Origin of the sequence: Kribbella pittospori (assembly GCF_004331465.1) — a bacterium.
Lineage (GTDB): Bacteria > Actinomycetota > Actinomycetes > Propionibacteriales > Kribbellaceae > Kribbella > Kribbella pittospori.
In genome coordinates this window covers 507126-524589 of the sequence record NZ_SJKB01000003.1, presented here as the reverse complement: position 1 = coordinate 524589, position 17464 = coordinate 507126, and the positions used below count along the sequence as shown (strand labels likewise).

Below are 17464 nucleotides of genomic sequence, written 5' to 3'. Positions count from 1 at the left end.
CGGGTAGCGTCGTACCACCCGGACTGGAGGTAGGAGCCTGTGACGAGCGCCGAGGGTCGCCTGGTGTGTATCGGCGATCTGGTTGAGGACGTCGTGGTCTGGTCGGAGGGTGCGCTGCGGACCGGGACGGACAACTCGGCGCGGATCCGGCGCGGGCGGGGAGGTGGAGCGTCGAACGTCGCCGTGTTCGCGAGCAGCCTCGGTACGCCGGTCCGGTTCATCGGCCGGGTCGGGGACGATGCCGTCGGCGAGGCACTCGTACGGGATCTGGCGCTGGCGGGCGTTGATGCCAAGGTCCAGCGACAGGGACGAACGGGCACCATCGTCATCCTCGTGGATACTGCCGGAGAGCGAACGATGTTCCCCGATCGAGGGGCCGCGGCCGAGCTGGCCGACGTTCCGGACTCCTGGATCTCCGGTGCTGCGGCGGTCCATCTCTCGGCGTACTCGCTGACTGGATTGTCCTTGCCGGTCCTCCGCCGGGCTGCGGAGATCGCTCGGGCCGAGAGCGCGATCCTCACGATTGATGCGTCGTCGGTGGCTCTCATCGACTCGATCGGACCCGACACGTTCCGCTCGCTGCTCGAAGCGCTCCAGCCGGCGTACATCTTTGCCAACGGCATCGAAGCCGACCTCGGCTCGCTGCGAGAGCTCGCCAGTTCCGGTACGACGGTTGTCGTCAAGAACGGCGTGGAGCCCACCGAGGTGCATGCCGGCGGCAACCAATCGGCGACCGTCCGGGTGCCGGCGATCGACGAAGTACGCGACACCACCGGCGCCGGGGATGCGTTCGCGGCGGGCTTCCTGTCCGCGGTGCTGAAGCACGCCGAGGTCGTGGACGCGGTGGAGGCCGGCCACCGGCTCGCCCGGCGGGTTCTCACCGAACCCGGCGCCACCTTGACCGCAGAGGGAGTTGCTCGTGACTGACAATGGCAGGGTGCAGACCTTCCAGCCCAGCGTGGCCGACGACGTAGCGCAGGCTCTCGACGAGGGCCGTGCGGTCGTCGCCCTGGAGTCGACCATCTTCTCGAACCTCGGGCTGCCTGCCCCCGCGAACGCGGAAGCCCTCGAGCTCTGCAAGCAGGCGGTCCTCGACCAAGGCGCCACCCCGGCCGTGACCGCGATCCTCGACGGCCGGCCACACGTCGGGCTCACGCCGGACGAGGAGAAGCGGGTGCTGCAGGGCACGCGGAAGGTCGCCGAGCGCGATCTTGCCGTGGCGCAGGCCCAAGGATGGGATGTCGGGGTCACCACCGTCTCGGCCACGGTCACTTTGGCTCACGCGGCGGGGATTTCGGTGTTCGCCACCGGCGGCATCGGTGGTGTGCACCGCGGATCGGAAGTCAGCGGCGACGTCTCGGCCGATCTCGACGCGATCGCCAACCACCCGGTCATCACCGTGTGCGCCGGTGCGAAGGCGTTCCTCGATCTGCCGCGAACACTCGAGTACCTCGAGACCGTCGGCGTCCCGGTCCTGGGCTGGCAGCACGACTGGTTCCCGGCGTTCTACACCCGCTCGAGCGGTCTGCCGGTTCCGCACCGGGTCGACGACGAGCGGGTGGTCTGCGACGTACTCCGGTTCCGATCGCGACCGAATACCGGCGTTCTGCTGACCGTCCCGATTCCCGTCGAGGACGAGATCCCGGAGTCACGGATCACCGACGTACTCGCGGCTGCTCTGGCGGCAAGTGCGAGCGCAGGAGTCACCGGGCCGGCCGTCACGCCGTACGTCCTCGAGCGGATCGAGAAGGAGACGGACGGCGAGAGCATTCCTGCGAACCTTGCTCTGGCCCGAAACAACGCGGGCGTCGCGGCCCGGGTGGCTGTCAGCCTCGCGCGGTCGTGAGTACGGTTTGGGCGAGGCCGTCGGCGTCCAGGCCGTAGGTGTGCAGGAGGTCCTTGCGGGAACTGGCTGGGACGAAGTCGGCCGGCAGAGTCAGGCTGTGTAGGTGGGTGGTGGCGCCGGCTTGGCGTAGTTCTCTGGCCAACGCGTCGCCGAAGCTGCCGGACGGTGCGTTGTCCTCGATGGTGAACACAGTGCGGAAGCGGCCGGCGGCCTGCACCAGCGCGGGGTCGAGCGGTTGCAACCAGCGCGGGTCGGCAACAACCACCGGTACGCCGTGCCGCCGCAACTGGTCGGCCGCGTCGACAGCCGCCTCCGCTAGCGGTCCCACCGGCAGCAGCAGGATTTGGGCATCCGGCTCGGCGCGCAGTACGGACGCACTCCCCCAGCGTCCGACCGAGGCCAGCGTCCTTCCGCTGTCGCCTCGCGGGAAGCGCAGTACGGTCGGTCCGTCGTCGCACGCGACGCATTCACGCAGAAGGATTCTCAGCTGCTCGGGATCGCGCGGAGCCGCCACGCGGGCGCCCGGCACCAGCCCGAAGAGGCCGACGTCCCACATGCCGTGGTGCGACGGCCCGTCCGGACCGGTGATGCCTGCGCGGTCGAGGACGAACGTGACCGGGGCGTGGTGCAGTGCCGTGTCCATCAGCACCTGGTCGAAGGCGCGGTTCAGGAACGTCGAGTAGATCGCCACGACCGGGTGCATGCCCGCGCCCGCGAGCCCGGCCGCCGACACGACCGCATGCTGCTCGGCGATGCCGACGTCGAAGATGCGATCGGGGAACTCCAGCGCGAACGGGTGCAGGCCAGTCGGTCGCAGCATCGCCGCGGTGATCGCGACGACGTCCGGCCGCTGCCGGCCGATCTCGAGCATCACGTCACCGAACACACTCGTCCAGGAGGGGCCCGAAGCCGCCGACGATGCGGCCGGCGACACGGTGTGCATCCGATCCGCCTCGTCGTCCTCCGCGGCTCGATAGCCCTTGCCCTTGGTGGTTACGCAGTGCACCACGACTGGGCGACGCAGTACGGCGGCCGCCCGCAGCGCGCCTTCCATCGCGGCGAGATCATGTCCGTCGACAGGCCCGACGTACGCGAAGCCGAGATCTTCGAAAAGGTTGCCGCGGGCCACATTGTCGCGCAGTTGCCGCAAGTGCCGTGGCAGGTAACCGGCCGTGGGTTCGTACGAACGCCCGTTGTCGTTCAGCACCACCACGACCGGTCGGCTCGGGGCGGCGGCGAGGTTGTTCAATGCTTCCCAGCACATGCCGCCGGTGAGGGCGCCGTCGCCGACGATCGCGACGACGCGCCGGCCACGGTTCCCGGCCAGCTCGAAGGCCTTCGCGATGCCGTCGGCGTGGCCGAGCGCCGTGGACGCATGGGAGTTCTCGACCAGGTCGTGCGTACTCTCGACGCGGTTGGGATAGCCCGATAGTCCGCCGGCCTGCCGGAGGGTGTCGAACGAATCCCAGCGGCCTGTGAGCATCTTGTGCACGTAGGCCTGGTGCCCAGTGTCCCAGACGATCGCGTCGGCGGGTGACTGGAAGATTCGGTGCACCGCGATCGTCAGTTCGACCACGCCGAGATTCGGTCCGAGGTGTCCGCCGGTGCGGCAGACCTGCCGGATCAGCTCCGCACGGATCTCCTCGGCGAGGGTGGGCAGGGCATCGGCCGGCAAGCCGCGCAGATCCTCGGGACCGCGCAGACCGGGGAGGAACCGTGCCGCCGCGTCGGCACCGAGCACTGTGCTCATTCTTGCCATCCCGCGCTGAAGGACATCGTCACGCCCCGACCGCGGCGCGGAGCGACTGTCGCAGCGAGCCCATCGTGGCCACGACAGCGGTCGGCTCGTAGCCGCAGTGCGCCATGCAGTTGGCGCAGCGCGGATCCTTGCCGCGCCCGTAGGAGTCCCAATCCGTGTCGTCGAGCAGCTCCCGGTACGTCGCGACGTACCCGTCGTCCATCAGGTAGCACGGCCGCTGCCAGCCCTTCAGCGAGTAGAGCGGGATCGCCCACGCCGTACAGTCGAAATCGACCCGGCCTTCGAGGAAGTCGAGGAACAACGGCGAGTGGTTGAGGCGCCACTTCTTCCGCCGCCCGTCGGCGAACGCCTTGCGGAACAGCTGCCGGGTCTCCTCCGGACCGAGCCAGTGCTCCTGGTCGGGCGCCTTCTCGTAGGCGAACCCCGGCGAGATCTGCATGTTGTCGATGTGCAGATCGTCGTTCAGATAGTCGAGTACGTCGATGACGTCCTGCGGACTGTCGGTGTCGAAGAACGTGGTGTTCGTCATCACCCGGAAGCCGGCCTCCTGCGCCTGCTTGATCGCCGCGACCGCCTCGTCGAAGACGCCGTCCTTGCAGACCGACTGGTCGTGCCGCTCGCGGAGTCCGTCGATGTGCACCATCCACGCGAAGTTCTTGTGCGGCTTGAACTTGTGCAGATGCTTGGGCATCAGTACAGCGTTCGTGCAGAGGAAGACGATCTTGTTACGCGCCAGTAGTTGCCGGACGATCTCGTCGATCTCCTTGTGCATCAGCGGTTCGCCGCCGGCGATCGAGACCATCGGCGCGCCGCACTCCTCGACCGCGGCGACCGCCTGTTCGACCGACATCCGCTTCTTCAGCCAGTCGTGGGTCTGCTGGATCTTGCCGCAACCGGCGCACTTCAGGTTGCAGGCGTACAACGGCTCGAGCTCCAGCAAGATCGGGAACTTCTCCCGCCGGAGCAGCTTCTGCTTCATCAAGTACCCGCCCAGACGGACGGACTGCCGCAGCGGCATGCTCACTGCTGGGTCACCTCTTTCGGTAGTGAGAACCGGACGTCTTCGGTGACCGCCCCGCTCTCGGTCACAGTCACGGACCCGAGTCCGGACAGATTGCGGACCAGATTGTCGACAAGCGCCGGCGGTGCCGAGGCACCCGCCGAGATGCCGATCCGCTTCGCGCCGATCAGCCAGTCCAGCCGCACCTCTGCGGCGTCGTCGACGAGTACGGCGCGCGTGCCTTCAGCTTCGGCGACCTCGGCGAGCCGCAAGGAGTTGGAGGAGTTCTGCGAACCGATCACGATCACCAGGTCCGATTGGCGGGCGATCTCGCGGACTGCCGCCTGACGGTTGCTGGTCGCGTAGCAGATGTCGTCCTTGCGCGGACCGGCGAGCGCAGGGAATCTGCGCCGGAGGATTGCCGCGGTCTCGGCGGCTTCCTCGACCGCGAGCGTGGTCTGCATCGCGTAGGCGACTCGGGCGGGATCTGGCACCTGGACGGTCTCCGCCTCGGCTGGGCCTGGGACGACGATCACGTTGTCCGGAGCCTCACCCGTCGTACCGATGACTTCCTCGTGGTCGGGATGGCCGATCAGGAGCACGGTGCTGTCGCGTACGGCGTACCTGCGGACTTCGTGGTGCACCTTCGACACCAGGGGGCAGGTGGCGTCGACCACCTGCAGCCGTCGTTCGGCGGCCTGCGTACGCACGGCCGGCGCGACTCCGTGGGCGGCGAGCACCACCACGCTGCCGTCGGGGATCTCGTCGACCTCCTCGACGAAGACGGCGCCGCGTTGCTCCAGGCCGCGGACGACATGGAGATTGTGGACAATCTGACGGCGTACGTAGACGGGTGCGCCGAAGCGGTCGAGGGCGCGCTCGACGATCTCGATCGCTCGTTCGACACCGGCGCAGAACGACCGTGGTTGGGCGAGCAACAACTCGCGGTCGCCGGTCGCGGCGGCCCACGCATCCAGGACGGGCGCCGCCCGGCGCAGCGAGGCGAGGGCCTTGATCCCACGCAACGGCATCCCGGCGCGCGCCAGCGGTTGCTCGAGATTGTCGACAATCGCACGGACAACAATGCACCGGCCCTCATCTCCCGCGATCAGAGCCGATTCGGTGTCGACCGCAATCGCCCCAGATGCAGCCAGCGCCCTACGCTCCTCAGCCGAGTCGACAACGTGATCGGTGGTGACCAACGGCCCGGTATGCACCGTGAACCCAGCCCGCCGAAGCTCCCCCGCAACCACCTCAGCCGCACAACTCGGCACGGTCCGGCTTGGGATGATCCGGGGTTCGTGGCGGATCTCGGTTGCTACGACCAGGTCGCCAGGGGCGATTTGATCGGTCAGGGCACCGGCGACGCCGGCGACGAGAACGGGATCGTCGCGGATCGTGCCGGTGGCTCGGCCGGTGCGGACCAGGGGCGCAGTCAGCTTGTCGCGCAGCGCGAGCCACTCGACGTACAAGGGCGTGCAGACCGTTCCCAAGGTCATCGCGAGACCGTCCCCTCGTGATGCGGGCGGTCTTTGCCGAGATAGCGGCCGAGGGCCCAGATCGGGAACACCAGGCGGTACAGGTGGTAGCCGATGTAGAAGTCGCCGGGGAAGCCGGTGCCGGTGTAGCGGTGCTCGTCCCACCCGCCGTCAGGCCGCTGGGTGTCGACGAGGAAGCCGACGCCACGGCGTACCGTCTCGTCTCGCTCGTCGGCGGCCAGCAGAGCGAGCAGTGCCCACGCCGTCTGCGACGGAGTCGAGTCACCACGGCCGATCCAGCTGGGATCGACGTACGAGCGCAGGTCCTCACCCCAGCCACCGTCAGGATTCTGGTGGTCAGCCAGCCACCGGACGGCACGGCGGATGACCGGATCCTCAGCGGAGGTGCCAGCCGCGATCAATGCCGGTACGACGGCTCCGGTGCCATAGACATGGTTCGTACCCCAGCGACCGAACCAGGACCCATCCTCTTCCTGCGAGTCGAGCAGCCACCGAACGCCGCGGCGGCACTCATCGGTTCCGGTCTTGCCCTCGGCCGCGAGCATCTCCACGACGTGAGCAGTGACGTCGGCCGACGGCGGATCGATGACGGCGCCGAAGTCACAGAAGGGCAGCCGCAACGGCGTCGTGTCGGTGTTGTCAGCATCGAACGCACCCCAGCCACCATCGGCGGACTGCATGCCGGTCGTCCACTCAACCGCATCGTCCAGGGCCGCACGCAGCACCTGCGGCTCCGGGTGCACCACCCGACGCAGCGCGAGCACGATCTCCGCGGTGTCATCGGTGTCCGGATAGCCGTCGTTGGCGAACTCGAAAGCCCACCCGCCCGTCGTCAGCGTCGGCCGCCGCACTTGCCAGTCGCCAGGTGCGTCGATCTGCTCGTCGAGCAGCCAGTCGGTGGCCCTGAGCACGGCCTTGTCGTCCGGTGCGACGCCCGCGTCGAGCAGGGCGCCCACCACCAGCCCGGTGTCCCAGACCGGCGACTGACAGGCCTCCAGCCAGCGCACCGGACCGTCAGCAGTGTCCGCGTGGACCGTGAAGCCCTCAAGCCCGCGCAGCCCAGCAGCCATCACCGGATGATCCGTCGCGTAGCCCATCAGGTGCAGTGCGATCAGCGAGTACACCCACGGTGGCTGGATGCCGCCCCAACCACCGTCGGCCTCCTGCCGAGCGACGATCCACTCGACCGAACGTTGCATCGCCAGCCGGCGGATCCCACCGAGCGGACCGCGAGGTCCCCAGCGCGTGTAGGCGTTCAGTACGACGTCCAGCCGTTGGAAGGCACCGTCAAGAGTCCACAACCCGGCCTTTCGCGCGACCGGCGTACCCGCCCGAAGTTGGTCGACACCGAAGTCGACCGGCCGGACCGGACGGAGCGCACTGACGATTGTCAGTGGCACGATCGTCTGCCGCGCCCAACAAGCCCAGTTGTAGACATTCAACGGAGCCCAACTGGGCAAGAAGATCAACTCCGGGGGCAGGTCCGGGCAGTCGTCCCACTCCCACAGACCGAACAGCGCCAGCCACAGGTGCGTGAAGACCCGCGCCTTCTCGACTCCACCCGCGCCGCGGATGAACTCCGCAGCCTTGGCCATGTACGACTCGGCAGGATCGTCGCCGGCGATCCGCAGCGCCACCCATGCCTCGACCGTGGTGGACAGATCACCCGGCCCGCCGGGGAACGTCGCCCACGTCCCATCGTCGCGTTGCTGCGACCGAATCCACCGCGCCGTCTCCGCATCGGTCTGAGCAGTAGCAACTCCGAGGAATCGCCGCAGCATCAGATCCTCAGCGTCCATGGTCACGTTGGTTGCGAGATCCCCCTTCCACCAGCCATCCTCGTGCTGCAGAGACCGCAGATACTCCACCGCCGCGTCCAGACAGTTCTCAACGCGGACGTCGGCCTTCTCGTCCTGAGCAAGCCTCTCCGCCGTCACAGCTGTCGCTCCGCAACGAACTGCGCCAGTTGATCAAGCTGATCCCGGTTGGCCGGTGCGACACCCGCGGCGTCGAGTGCCTTGCCTGCCTTGCGAACCCGTTCGTCCGCCTCGGCCAAGGCCCACTCCCGACCACCAGCCCGTTCGATCAGTACGGCGGCCTGCCGCAGGCTGTCCTCGGTCGGTGTAGCTGGATCCGCGAACCAGTCCGCGAGCTCGCGACCGACCGCACCGCCGTACTCGAGCGACCACACCACCGGCAGCGTCTTCTTGTGTGCGCGCAGGTCCGAGAAGACCGGCTTGCCAGTCCGCTCCGGTGCTCCCCACACGCCGAGGAGATCATCGACGAGCTGGAACGCCAACCCGAGCTCCCACCCGTAGGTCTGGAACGCGTCAGAGGTCGTCTCATCGGCACCGCCCAGGATCGCGCCCAACTGCGCCGAGGCACCCAACAGCGCGCCCGTCTTACCACCGGCCATGTCGAGACACTCGGCCAGCCCGACATCGTCCCGCCGTTCGAAGGCAACATCGAGGACCTGCCCACGGATCAACTCGCGAGTGGCCACGGCGAGCGCACGACCGGCGCGGCGTGCGGGCGGGGCGTCGCACTCGGCCAGTACCTCGTCGGCCAGGCAGGCGAGCGCATCCCCGACCAGGACCGCCGTGGCATCACCCCAGATCGCCCAGACAGTACGCCGGTGCCGTCGCTGCGTGTCCCGGTCCATCAGGTCGTCGTGGATCAGCGAGAAGTTGTGCACCAGCTCGACCGCAACACCGCCTGGGACCCCCGGCCCGGGCGACCCGCAGACCGCCTCGGCCACAAGCAGCACAAGGCCGGGCCGAATCGCCTTGCCGGAGCTGCCGCTGGTCGGTCTCCCTTCCTCGTCGCACCATCCGAGGTGGTACGACGCGACGAGCCGGGTGTGGTCGTCGAGACGAGCCACGGCCTCACGCAGTTGGGGCTCGACCAGGTCCCGGCTGCGGGCCAGAAGCTCCAGGACGTTGCTCTCCGCCGGCATGGTCGAGGGCTGGACCGCCGTCACGACAACACGTCCTCGGACGGCAGCGATGGGCGAAGCGGCGCCCGCAGTACCGAGGCCGCGGCCGACTCTCCGCTGCGTACGGCGCCCTCCATGGTGGCCGGCCAACCGGTGGCAGTCCATGCACCGGCCAGATGCAGGCCCGGACGTGCTGTGGTCGCGGTGGGCCGGAAGCGACCGGAACCCGGTGCCGGCCGGAAGGTGGCATGTCGTTCTCGGGTCACGAAGAACTCCTTCACACGTGCGTCTGCAGCCGCGGGAAGCAGCTGCCGGAGGGCGGGCACCAGCACCTCGCGCAGCTCGGCAACTGGCGTGTCGATGAAGTCATCCGCGGCCGACAGCGAAATCGCGAGGTACTGCTCGCTGTCGGCGTGGCTTGTGAGACTCTGCGGCGTCCGGTCGAAGACCCACTGCAACGGGCTGTCCACGCCTGCGACGAACGGGTCGTCGAGCACCACTCGGTCGAGAACCACGTGTGCGTTGACGATCGGCGAACTGCCCAGCGCCTCCGCCCACCCGGTCGGCAGGTCGACCGCGTCCTCGGGAAGCAGCCGCTCTGCCTCCGAGGGCGGCACTGCGAGTACGACGTCGTCGTACCTCTCGGCGTCGAGCTGCCAGCCGCCGTCCACGTTGTCGAGCGACTTCACCCGCGCATGCAGGCGGACATCGACACCTGCTGCGGCGAGCGCCCGAGCGGCGGCATCACCATGGAGTTGTTGCAGCGGGATCAGCGGCCAACCGATGTCGGCAGCATCGCTCTGCTCGAGCAGCCCGACCTGGAAGACAGTGGCCGCGACCGCGAGCGAGGCATCGTCGGCGCGCGCGTTGAGGGTGGCGACACCGATCAGCTCCCAGAGCGCCTCCACTAAGCGGGCGTCCTGACCATGCGCGGCCAGCCACGCGCCGAACGACTGGGCATCAGTCGCAGCGTTCTCCCGGTCCACCCGCCCCAACGCGAGCGCGGCACGCACCGCCTGGATCCGCTCCGACCAGCTGAGCCAGCGGTACGTCGCCAACGCCGGACCGAGGTGCAACGGTGCCGGCATCTTCGTACGCCGGATCCGGCCAACACCGGCATGCCGACCACTGCGCACCGGTACGTCGAGACGCGGCTGCAGCTGCACGTGGTCGCGGACGCCGAGCCGATCGAGCAACCCGAGGTACGACGTACAGCAGCGGAGGAAGACATGCTGGCCGTTGTCGATCCACCGGCTGTCACGTTCGAACGAGTGCGTCAGCCCGCCGAGCTTCGGCCGGGCCTCCACCAGGTGCACCTCGCGACCCGCGTCGGCCAGCGCGAGAGCCGTGGTGATGCCGGCGAGCCCGCCGCCGACGACGGCCACCCGGCTCATGAACGTGCTCCCGCCAGCGACGCCAGCGCGACCTGCGCCTTCTCCCCCGCCGACAACGACAGCCGGCGGTCGTACACGAGCACCGGGTTGGCCGCGATCCGTCGCAGCAGATGGTGATAGATCCCCGACATTGCCCGGCAGGACGCGCCGCTTCGCCAGTCCAGGGACGGCAGCAGCCGCCAGCCTAGGGAGTACCAGTCCTGCGCCCGTCCGGCGGCGAACCGGATGTACGCGGCCAGGCGACCTTGCGGATCGTCGAGATTGCCGCGCTCGTCGAAGGTCAGCCGGACTCCGAAGCGTTCGAGCTCGTCGGCGGGCAGATAGATCCGGTCGCTGCCGAGGTCCTCGCGGATGTCGCGCAGGATGTTGGTCTGCTGCAGCGCGATGCCGAGTTGGTCGGCGTACAGCGCGAGGGTGTCGAGATCGGCATCGGCTTCCGTTGGACCGAAGATCGACAGGCAGAGCCGGCCGACCGAGCCGGCGACGCGGCGGCAGTAGACAACCAGCTCGTCGAAGTCGGCGATGCGGACCTGCGACAGGTCGGTCTCGACTCCGTCGACGAGCTCCTCGAAGGCACCGATGGGCACCGGGAACCGGCGTACGGCGTCGGCAACCGCCACGTAGACGGGCTCGTGCACGTCGTCGAGTCGCCCGAGGTTCTTCCGGATCCGATGCAGCGCTGTTCGCTTCTCCTCCAGCCGTAGGTCGCCGTCGCCGATGTCGTCGATCCGCCGGGCCAGCGCATAGAGCGCACACAGCGCGTTGCGCTTCTGCGGGGGCAGCAGCCTGATTCCGTAGTAGAAATTGCGGGCTTCGGTTCGGGTGATCTCCGCACAGGCGACGTACGCGTCCAGGATCGTGGGGCTCCCCGTCATCGTCATCGAGCAACCGCCCCGGCGATCAGTCGTAGGGCGCGGGCGGCGGTATCCAGCTTGGACGGACGAGCAGACCTGGCCAGGACGTCGCCGCCGGTACGTCGCAGCGCGCGGACTGTGGACTGACCCCCGGCAACGAATCCCGCCACACTCACTCGAGCCCATCCATCGAGCCTGGTCACTATCGCGGCCCCCTCCTCGAGCAGCGCGGCGGCGCGCTCGATCTCGAAGTTCATCAACGCTCGCAGCTGCGGTGTCGCCTCGCCCTTGTCCAGATCGGCCTCGGCGACGGCGTACGTCTGGAGATCCTGCTGCGGCAGGTAGATCCGGCCGGCCCGCCGGTCCTCGGCCACGTCCTGCCAGTGCTCCAGCAGTTGCAGCGCGGTGCAGACCCGGTCGGACAGCCGCTCGGTCTCGGAGTCGTGTACGTCGAAGACGCCGAGCACCATGCGGCCGACCGGATCGGCCGACAACCGGCAGTAGCCCTGCAGGTCCGCAAAGGTCTGGTACCGCGCGACCGTCTGGTCCTGCAGGTTGGCCTGCACCAACTGGTGGAAGGGCTCGGCGGCGATGGCGTGATCGAGGACGATCGGGCGCAATCGGCGCAGTACCGGGTGATCGGGCTCGGTACCGGCCCAGATGTGGTCGAGGTCGGCCGCGAAGGCGCGCAGCGCGACCGTCCGGTCTCCCGCCCAGCTGTCACCCAGTTCGTCGACGGTGCGGGCGAACCCGTAGACGGCGTGCAGCGCCACCCGATGCCGCGCCGGAAGCAACCTCAGCGCCACCGGGAAATTCTCGCCCTGCTCCTTCCTGACCAACGACTGTTCAGCGACCCGGTCCGATGGGACCTTCTGCACTCCTTCAGGATGCACGTTCCCATGATGGGAAGCGGTTTCATGCCAACTCTGCCCCGCTGGACCACATTCGGACGGCAAGAATTTGTCACGGGGATACAGTTACCCGTGGGATGACGTATCCGTAGGACACCTGTCTCGCCGGCGTTCGGCAAGGAACGCGTGGGAGTCTTCACATGACCGTCGCCACATTCGATCGTGCCCGCCTCGAGGAGGCCTTGCTCGAGGGGCTACCTGGCCTGCTCTCCGAGGTTCGTGACCGGCTCGCGGAGCACTGGCCGGACTACGCCGCGTTCCTGGATGCCGAGCGGGACGCGGTCGTTGAACCGGCCGCCTTGTTCGTGCATCGGCTGCTCGATATGTCGATCGCCGACCTGTCCAGCCCGGAGCGGGCCAGCCTCGATCGAGCCGATGAAACAGTCCGCCTGGTCTTCGAGGAGATCGGTCGCCGGCAACAGCAGGTCGGCAACGACCTCACCCGGCTGCTCACCGCCTTCCAGCTCGGTGCCCGCATCGCCTGGCGGCACGTCGCGGCGACCGCCCTGCGGCTGGATTTCGCACCGGACAACCTGGCCGCGCTGGCCGACTCGGTATTTGTCTTCGTCAACCAACTCTCGTTCTCGGCGGCCAACGGCTATGTGCAGGAGCAGCTCGACGACGCGCTCGCCCGCGAGCGCCGCCGGGAGGAGCTCGCGAACTTGTTGCTGTCCGATCGGGCCAGCGCCGAGGCGATCCGGACTGCGGCCTTGCAGGCGGCGTGGCGGATCCCGGAGACGGCTGCGGTGGTGATCTACATCGACGGCGACCACGAGCTGGCCCGCACGATGGTCAGCCGGCTCGAGCCCGGCGCGCTCCCGATCCGGCGCAACGGCGTGGTCTTCGGCGCGATCATCCCCGAACCGTCCGGTCCGGGCCGACGGCTTCAGCTGAGCCGGGAGCTCACGGGTCTGGGCGCCGTGGTCGGCAATCCGGTGCCACTGGCGGAGTTGCCCCGCAGTCTCGAGATCGCCCGGATCGCGGCTCGGCTGCGTAAGACGGGAGTGCTGACCGACGACCCGGTGTTCGCCGACGAGCACCTCGATGCGCTGATTGTCTGGCGTGACGAGTCGCTGGTCGCGGCGCTGCGCGAGGAGATGCTGGCTCCGCTGCAGGGTGAGACCGAGGCCGCCAGAGCGCGGCTCACCGAGACGCTGGCCAGTTGGCTGCGTCAGTTCGGGGACCGCCACGCGATCGCCGAGGAGCTGCGGATCCACCCACAGACCGTGCGGTATCGCATGGCCCGACTCCGGGCACTGTTCGGCGACCGCTTGGACGACCCGGAGTCACGCGCTCGGCTCTTCCTCGCCCTTGAGTGGCCGGCTCCCTGAGACCGGACTGCCCTCCTGCAGCCGCGCCAAGGTGGCGCAGAGGTGCCGGGCGACGGCCGCGGAGTCGAGCAGTTGCGGATCGGTCGCCAGCCCGATGCCCAGCACTCCGTCCCAGCTCAGCGCGCCAACGGCGAGCGGAGTCTCCGGCACCAACGGCAGGATCGGGTACGTCGGTCCCGTGCCGACCCCTGCGAACGTCAGCGCGATCGTCGGCCCCGGCATGTTGGACACGACCGCGTGCAGGAAGCGCGGCCCGTACACGGTCTGTGCGAACCATCGTGCGAACGGCTCAGGAACCAGCCGCAACCCAGTGGCCATGACGAAGCGTGACGCCATCGCCCGAGTGGGCCTGCGGAGTCGCCGGGTCCGTGTGGCCACCTCGACGAGCAGATCGCCGAAGGGCCGGCCATCGACCGGTACGTCGACGATCACCGCGGCCGTCGCGTTGCCCTCCGCCGCGCTGTCGGGTGTGCGCACCATCGTCGTCACGGAGAACCGCATCCGGCCGTCCACCGATCGCGCGAGTTCGGGTGCCACGGCGTACACCGCGTCGGCGAGCAGAGCGATCACGACGTCGGTCACGCGCACTCCGTGAGCGGCAGCGGTACGACGTACCACCTCGAGCTCGACGTTCGCGACGCCGAACCCGCGTTGTGGGGAACTCTCTGGCAGGGACGCGGCGGTTCCGTCGGTGGCCAGTTGAGCTAGTCCGACGGCCACTGCGGCGGCGCGCCGGACCCGGCTCGGGGCCCGTCCAGATGGCACGGGGAGCGTGGCTCGGGGCTCGAACAAACTGAGGGCCTGCAGCACCGTCCCGATGCCGTCGGCGATCGAGTGGTGGACGAGCACGACCAGTGCGTCGGCCCCGCCCGGCCCGACATCGCGAACGATCGCCACCTGCCACATCGGCCGATCCCGGGGCATCGGGCTCTCGGCGAGCTCCCCGAGGATCCGCATCAGCCCGGTCTTCCCGTCCACCGACTGGAGCTCGGTGACGTGCCAGTCCAGATCGACGTACTCGGCCTCGATCCAGCGTGGGCGTCGCCACCGTGACGTCGGTGCGAGGCGCTGGTGCATCCGTGGCAGGCGGGCGAAGCTGTCGCGGACCAGGGCCCGTACGTCGTCGATCGACGGCCGGTCGTCAGTTGCCTCCAGCATCACCAGGCCGCCGACGTGCTGCGCGGCCCCGGTGCCCTCGATGTGGAGGAAGAACGCGTCGCTGGACGGTACGACGGTGCCCGGCGTGTCGTTCAGCCACGTGGCGATGCGGATGCCGACGGCGACCGGGATCGCCACCGCCACGGCACCGAGCAGATAGTGATTCGCCGTCGCCACCACGACGACACGGTAATCCCACCCGGAGTCCGAGCAGGACAGTGCCAGCCTCCTTGCTCACTGACGCGCTTCACCGGAGCGGGAGATCACCTGCTCGCCGAACCGGGCCGCCAGGCGTCGGTAGAGGCCTGGGGTCAGTGCCCGTACGACGGGAGCGACGCGGAGCCAGCCGGGCACCCACGCCTCGGCGCGGTCACGGGCGATGGCGTCGACGATTGCCTTTGCGACGTCCTCGGCAGGGACTGGGCGTGGGCGGCCGCGGTCGTAGGGTCTGCCGCGGGCGGCGAAGAAGCCGGTGTCCACGACGCCTGGAATCGTGAGGCTCACGGCAACGCCGGTGCCTCGGAGCTCCGGGCGCAGGCTCTCGGCGAACACGTCGAGGGCGGCCTTGGTCGCGGCGTATACCGCCTCACCGGCGACACCGGTGCGCCCGGCGATCGAGCCCACGAGCGCGACGTGGCCGGCTCCGCGATCGAGCATCGGTGGTAGGAGGCGGCGTACGAGCTGAAGAGGCGCGAGGAGATCGAGCGCTACCAGGCGGTCGATCTCGGTGGCGGTCATCTCGGCGAACGGGCCCGACCAGCCCAGGCCGGCGTTCGCCACGATGATGTCGACCTGGCCGTGAACGTCGAGCGCGGCGTCGGCGAGCTTCGCGGCCGCGCCGGGAACGGCGAGATCACCGAGGAGCGCCGCTCCCCCGGTCCGCTCGGCGACTGCCTCGGTCCGCTGCTCGTCCCGGCCATGCGCGATCACCCGGGCACCGGCCGCGGCCAACTGCTCCGCAACCGCCGTACCAATGCCCGCGGACGCACCGGTCACCAGCGCAATCCGCCCATCGAGTCGCATCCGCACCTCCTCCCCACCCATTCCAGCACGAGCCGCCCATCACGCTAGGTTGTGACAGGCAACGACGGCTGGAGAGCGAGTGAGTTCCCGGCGGTGGGTTGTCAGAGCTTGGTGAGTGGGTTGTCGGGATAGGGCAGCGTGCCGTCGCCGGGGGGCTTGCCGAGGTGGGCGCGGAGGCCGGTGTCGCAGATGATGTAGCCCCAGTTGATCAGCTGTTCCTGGACGGTGTCGTCCATCGTGTTCAGGCGGGTCGAGATCCCGGCGAGCTTCGCTGCTACAGCGGGATCCGACGGCAGTGGGTCGGCGAGTGGGAAGTCGTCCACGTGGCTGCGGATGCCGACGTACATGCCGGGGCGTTTGTTGCGGAAGGCATCGATGACCTGCCGTTTGCGCAGCGACCGGACCTGGTTGTCGATGACCTTGAGAACGCGGATCGTGTGCTGGGCCCAGTCCACCGGCGGATCTGCGACCGCACCGAGGTGCCCGCCCGCGTCGCTGACCAGGACCGTCTCGTACCGCTTCCAGGCGGTCTCCAGCCCGAGGTTGTCGTACACACCGCCGTCGGTCAGCCGGATCTCGTTGCGGAACTCCGGCGACGTCAGGTCGTTGCCCGGCTGCGTCACCCACTCCTCCCGATCGAGGTCGACCGTGCAGGGCGACAGGATCGGCGGGAACGCCGACGAGGCCGCCACTGCGACAGCCAGCGGCAACTCCGGATTGTTGATGCGACCGACGCGGTAGTCGGCCAGATACTGCTTGCCGAAGCGCATCAGTACGCCGGACTCCACGTTCGTCGCGTTGATCACGAACGTCGGTTTGTCCGGAAGATCCTGCAGCGTCTTCGGGCCGAACAACTGCTTACGAAACGCACGGACGACCCGGTCGGCCACCGAGGTGAACGGAAGCCCGATCCCGGTGAGCACGGCCGGAAGATCCACATGCGTGCTCGCCATCTCACGGATCGGATCAACGACCTGATACACGAACTGCTTGGCCACGCCGGCCTGATCGAACTGCAGTTCGTTCCAATTCATCCCGAGTACGCCGGCCGTGATCGAACCGCCGGACACACTCGAGACACGATCCAACTCAGCCAGCATCCCGGCTTCGTTGAGACGCCACAGAACACCGACATGGAACACCATCGCCCGATAACCACCGCCCGAAAGGCACAAGGCCATTCCCGGCTGAGGTTTCCCGGCGCCATCCCCCGGAATCCGCCGGACCGGCTCACCAGAAACGTGCACCTCGTCGGGTGCCGACGCAGGACCCATGATTCCCCCTGAAGATCTCCCCTTGCGTCGAGCGTCCTCCCGCCCACAACCAATTGCAAGAAGTCACCACAGGGATCGAACAGGGTCAGGACTTGGCGTACGTCTCGGCCGCGTGGGACTCGAACTCCAGGCCGATCGCGGGCTCGTCACCGACAACCCAGGCGTCGTGCCCAGGTTCGATCAGGTACGCGCTGCCGGCCGCGAGCCGCGCCTTGCTGCCGTCGTCGTGCACGACCTCGATCTCGCCCGAGACAAGGGTGCCGACGTGCCGGACCTGGCACGACTCGCCGCCGACGACCGGACGAATGCACTCCGACCAGCGCCAGCCCGGCTGGAAGGTGATCTTCGCGACGCTGGCGCCGGGAAACTTCACCACGTTGACGACGGTCTTGTCCGGCGTCCTTTGCTCATCGGGTTCGTCGAACGACTTGCTGTGAACGGCCATGTTCCGGCCCCCCTCGATCGGGAAAGAATCATTTT

At 68.6% G+C, this 17464-nt stretch carries 15 protein-coding genes; 3 read left to right on the top strand and 12 right to left on the bottom strand.

Annotated elements, in window-relative coordinates:
• Positions 1 to 39 precede the first annotated feature (39 nt).
• Together E0H73_RS12770 and E0H73_RS12765 are read left to right on the top strand one after the other, a co-directional pair.
• Positions 40 to 927, top strand: coding sequence for a carbohydrate kinase family protein (locus E0H73_RS12770; RefSeq protein WP_131354222.1), 888 nt, complete (start codon positions 40 to 42; stop codon positions 925 to 927).
• A complete protein-coding gene (locus E0H73_RS12765) occupies positions 920 to 1846 on the top strand; it encodes a pseudouridine-5'-phosphate glycosidase (protein WP_238163969.1) in 927 nt (308 codons plus the stop codon). Before E0H73_RS12770 ends, E0H73_RS12765 begins: the two co-directional genes overlap by 8 nt.
• Here E0H73_RS12765 and E0H73_RS12760 read toward each other — a convergent pair.
• Genes E0H73_RS12760 through hpnC form a run of 8 tightly spaced genes read right to left on the bottom strand, consistent with a single transcriptional unit; the run spans position 1827 to position 12165 of the window.
• Positions 1827 to 3596 carry a 1-deoxy-D-xylulose-5-phosphate synthase gene (locus E0H73_RS12760; RefSeq protein ID WP_131354220.1) on the bottom strand — a complete coding sequence of 590 codons (1770 nt, stop codon included), beginning with the start codon at positions 3594 to 3596 and terminating at the stop codon, positions 1827 to 1829. The two genes, E0H73_RS12765 and E0H73_RS12760, sit on opposite strands and share 20 nt — an antisense overlap.
• A gap of 28 nt (positions 3597 to 3624) precedes the next feature.
• The gene (hpnH, locus tag E0H73_RS12755; RefSeq protein ID WP_238163982.1) at positions 3625 to 4623 is read right to left on the bottom strand and encodes an adenosyl-hopene transferase HpnH; all 999 of its coding nucleotides are present in this window, start codon (positions 4621 to 4623) and stop codon (positions 3625 to 3627) included.
• Positions 4624 to 4625: 2 nt separating this feature from the next.
• On the bottom strand, positions 4626 to 6104 hold the full coding sequence (gene ispH / locus E0H73_RS12750) for a 4-hydroxy-3-methylbut-2-enyl diphosphate reductase (RefSeq protein WP_131354216.1): 1479 nt from the start codon (positions 6102 to 6104) through the stop codon (positions 4626 to 4628).
• A complete protein-coding gene (gene shc, locus E0H73_RS12745) occupies positions 6101 to 8041 on the bottom strand; it encodes a squalene--hopene cyclase (RefSeq protein WP_131354214.1) in 1941 nt (646 codons plus the stop codon). The genes ispH and shc overlap by 4 nt, the downstream gene beginning before the upstream one ends.
• Entirely contained in the window at positions 8038 to 9084 is a 1047-nt protein-coding gene (locus E0H73_RS12740) for a polyprenyl synthetase family protein (RefSeq protein ID WP_238163968.1), read from the bottom strand. The genes shc and E0H73_RS12740 overlap by 4 nt, the downstream gene beginning before the upstream one ends.
• The gene (hpnE, locus tag E0H73_RS12735) at positions 9081 to 10433 is read right to left on the bottom strand and encodes a hydroxysqualene dehydroxylase HpnE (protein WP_131354212.1); all 1353 of its coding nucleotides are present in this window, start codon (positions 10431 to 10433) and stop codon (positions 9081 to 9083) included. Before hpnE ends, E0H73_RS12740 begins: the two co-directional genes overlap by 4 nt.
• Positions 10430 to 11314 (bottom strand): presqualene diphosphate synthase HpnD, encoded by an 885-nt coding sequence (gene hpnD / locus E0H73_RS12730; protein ID WP_131354210.1) that lies wholly within the window; start codon positions 11312 to 11314, stop codon positions 10430 to 10432. The genes hpnE and hpnD overlap by 4 nt, the downstream gene beginning before the upstream one ends.
• The gene (hpnC, locus tag E0H73_RS12725) at positions 11311 to 12165 is read right to left on the bottom strand and encodes a squalene synthase HpnC (protein ID WP_272949128.1); all 855 of its coding nucleotides are present in this window, start codon (positions 12163 to 12165) and stop codon (positions 11311 to 11313) included. The genes hpnD and hpnC overlap by 4 nt, the downstream gene beginning before the upstream one ends.
• 173 nt (positions 12166 to 12338) lie before the next feature.
• Between hpnC and E0H73_RS12720 the strand changes: the two genes are divergently transcribed.
• Positions 12339 to 13529: a PucR family transcriptional regulator gene (locus E0H73_RS12720; protein ID WP_131354208.1), complete on the top strand. Its 1191-nt coding sequence runs from the start codon at positions 12339 to 12341 to the stop codon at positions 13527 to 13529.
• Here the strand turns inward: E0H73_RS12720 and E0H73_RS12715 are convergent.
• The 4 genes from E0H73_RS12715 to E0H73_RS12700 all read right to left on the bottom strand — a co-directional run bounded on the left by E0H73_RS12715 (position 13485) and on the right by E0H73_RS12700 (position 17429).
• Complete coding sequence (locus E0H73_RS12715; RefSeq protein WP_131354206.1) at positions 13485 to 14867, bottom strand: wax ester/triacylglycerol synthase domain-containing protein; 1383 nt, start codon at positions 14865 to 14867, stop codon at positions 13485 to 13487. The two genes, E0H73_RS12720 and E0H73_RS12715, sit on opposite strands and share 45 nt — an antisense overlap.
• 54 nt (positions 14868 to 14921) lie before the next feature.
• On the bottom strand, positions 14922 to 15710 hold the full coding sequence (locus E0H73_RS12710) for an SDR family NAD(P)-dependent oxidoreductase (RefSeq protein ID WP_131354204.1): 789 nt from the start codon (positions 15708 to 15710) through the stop codon (positions 14922 to 14924).
• 101 nt (positions 15711 to 15811) lie between these two features.
• On the bottom strand, positions 15812 to 16891 hold the full coding sequence (locus E0H73_RS12705; RefSeq protein WP_272949127.1) for a patatin-like phospholipase family protein: 1080 nt from the start codon (positions 16889 to 16891) through the stop codon (positions 15812 to 15814).
• A 178-nt stretch (positions 16892 to 17069) separates the two neighbouring features.
• A complete protein-coding gene (locus E0H73_RS12700; protein ID WP_131354200.1) occupies positions 17070 to 17429 on the bottom strand; it encodes a cupin domain-containing protein in 360 nt (119 codons plus the stop codon).
• Between the last annotated feature and the right edge of the window lie 35 nt (positions 17430 to 17464).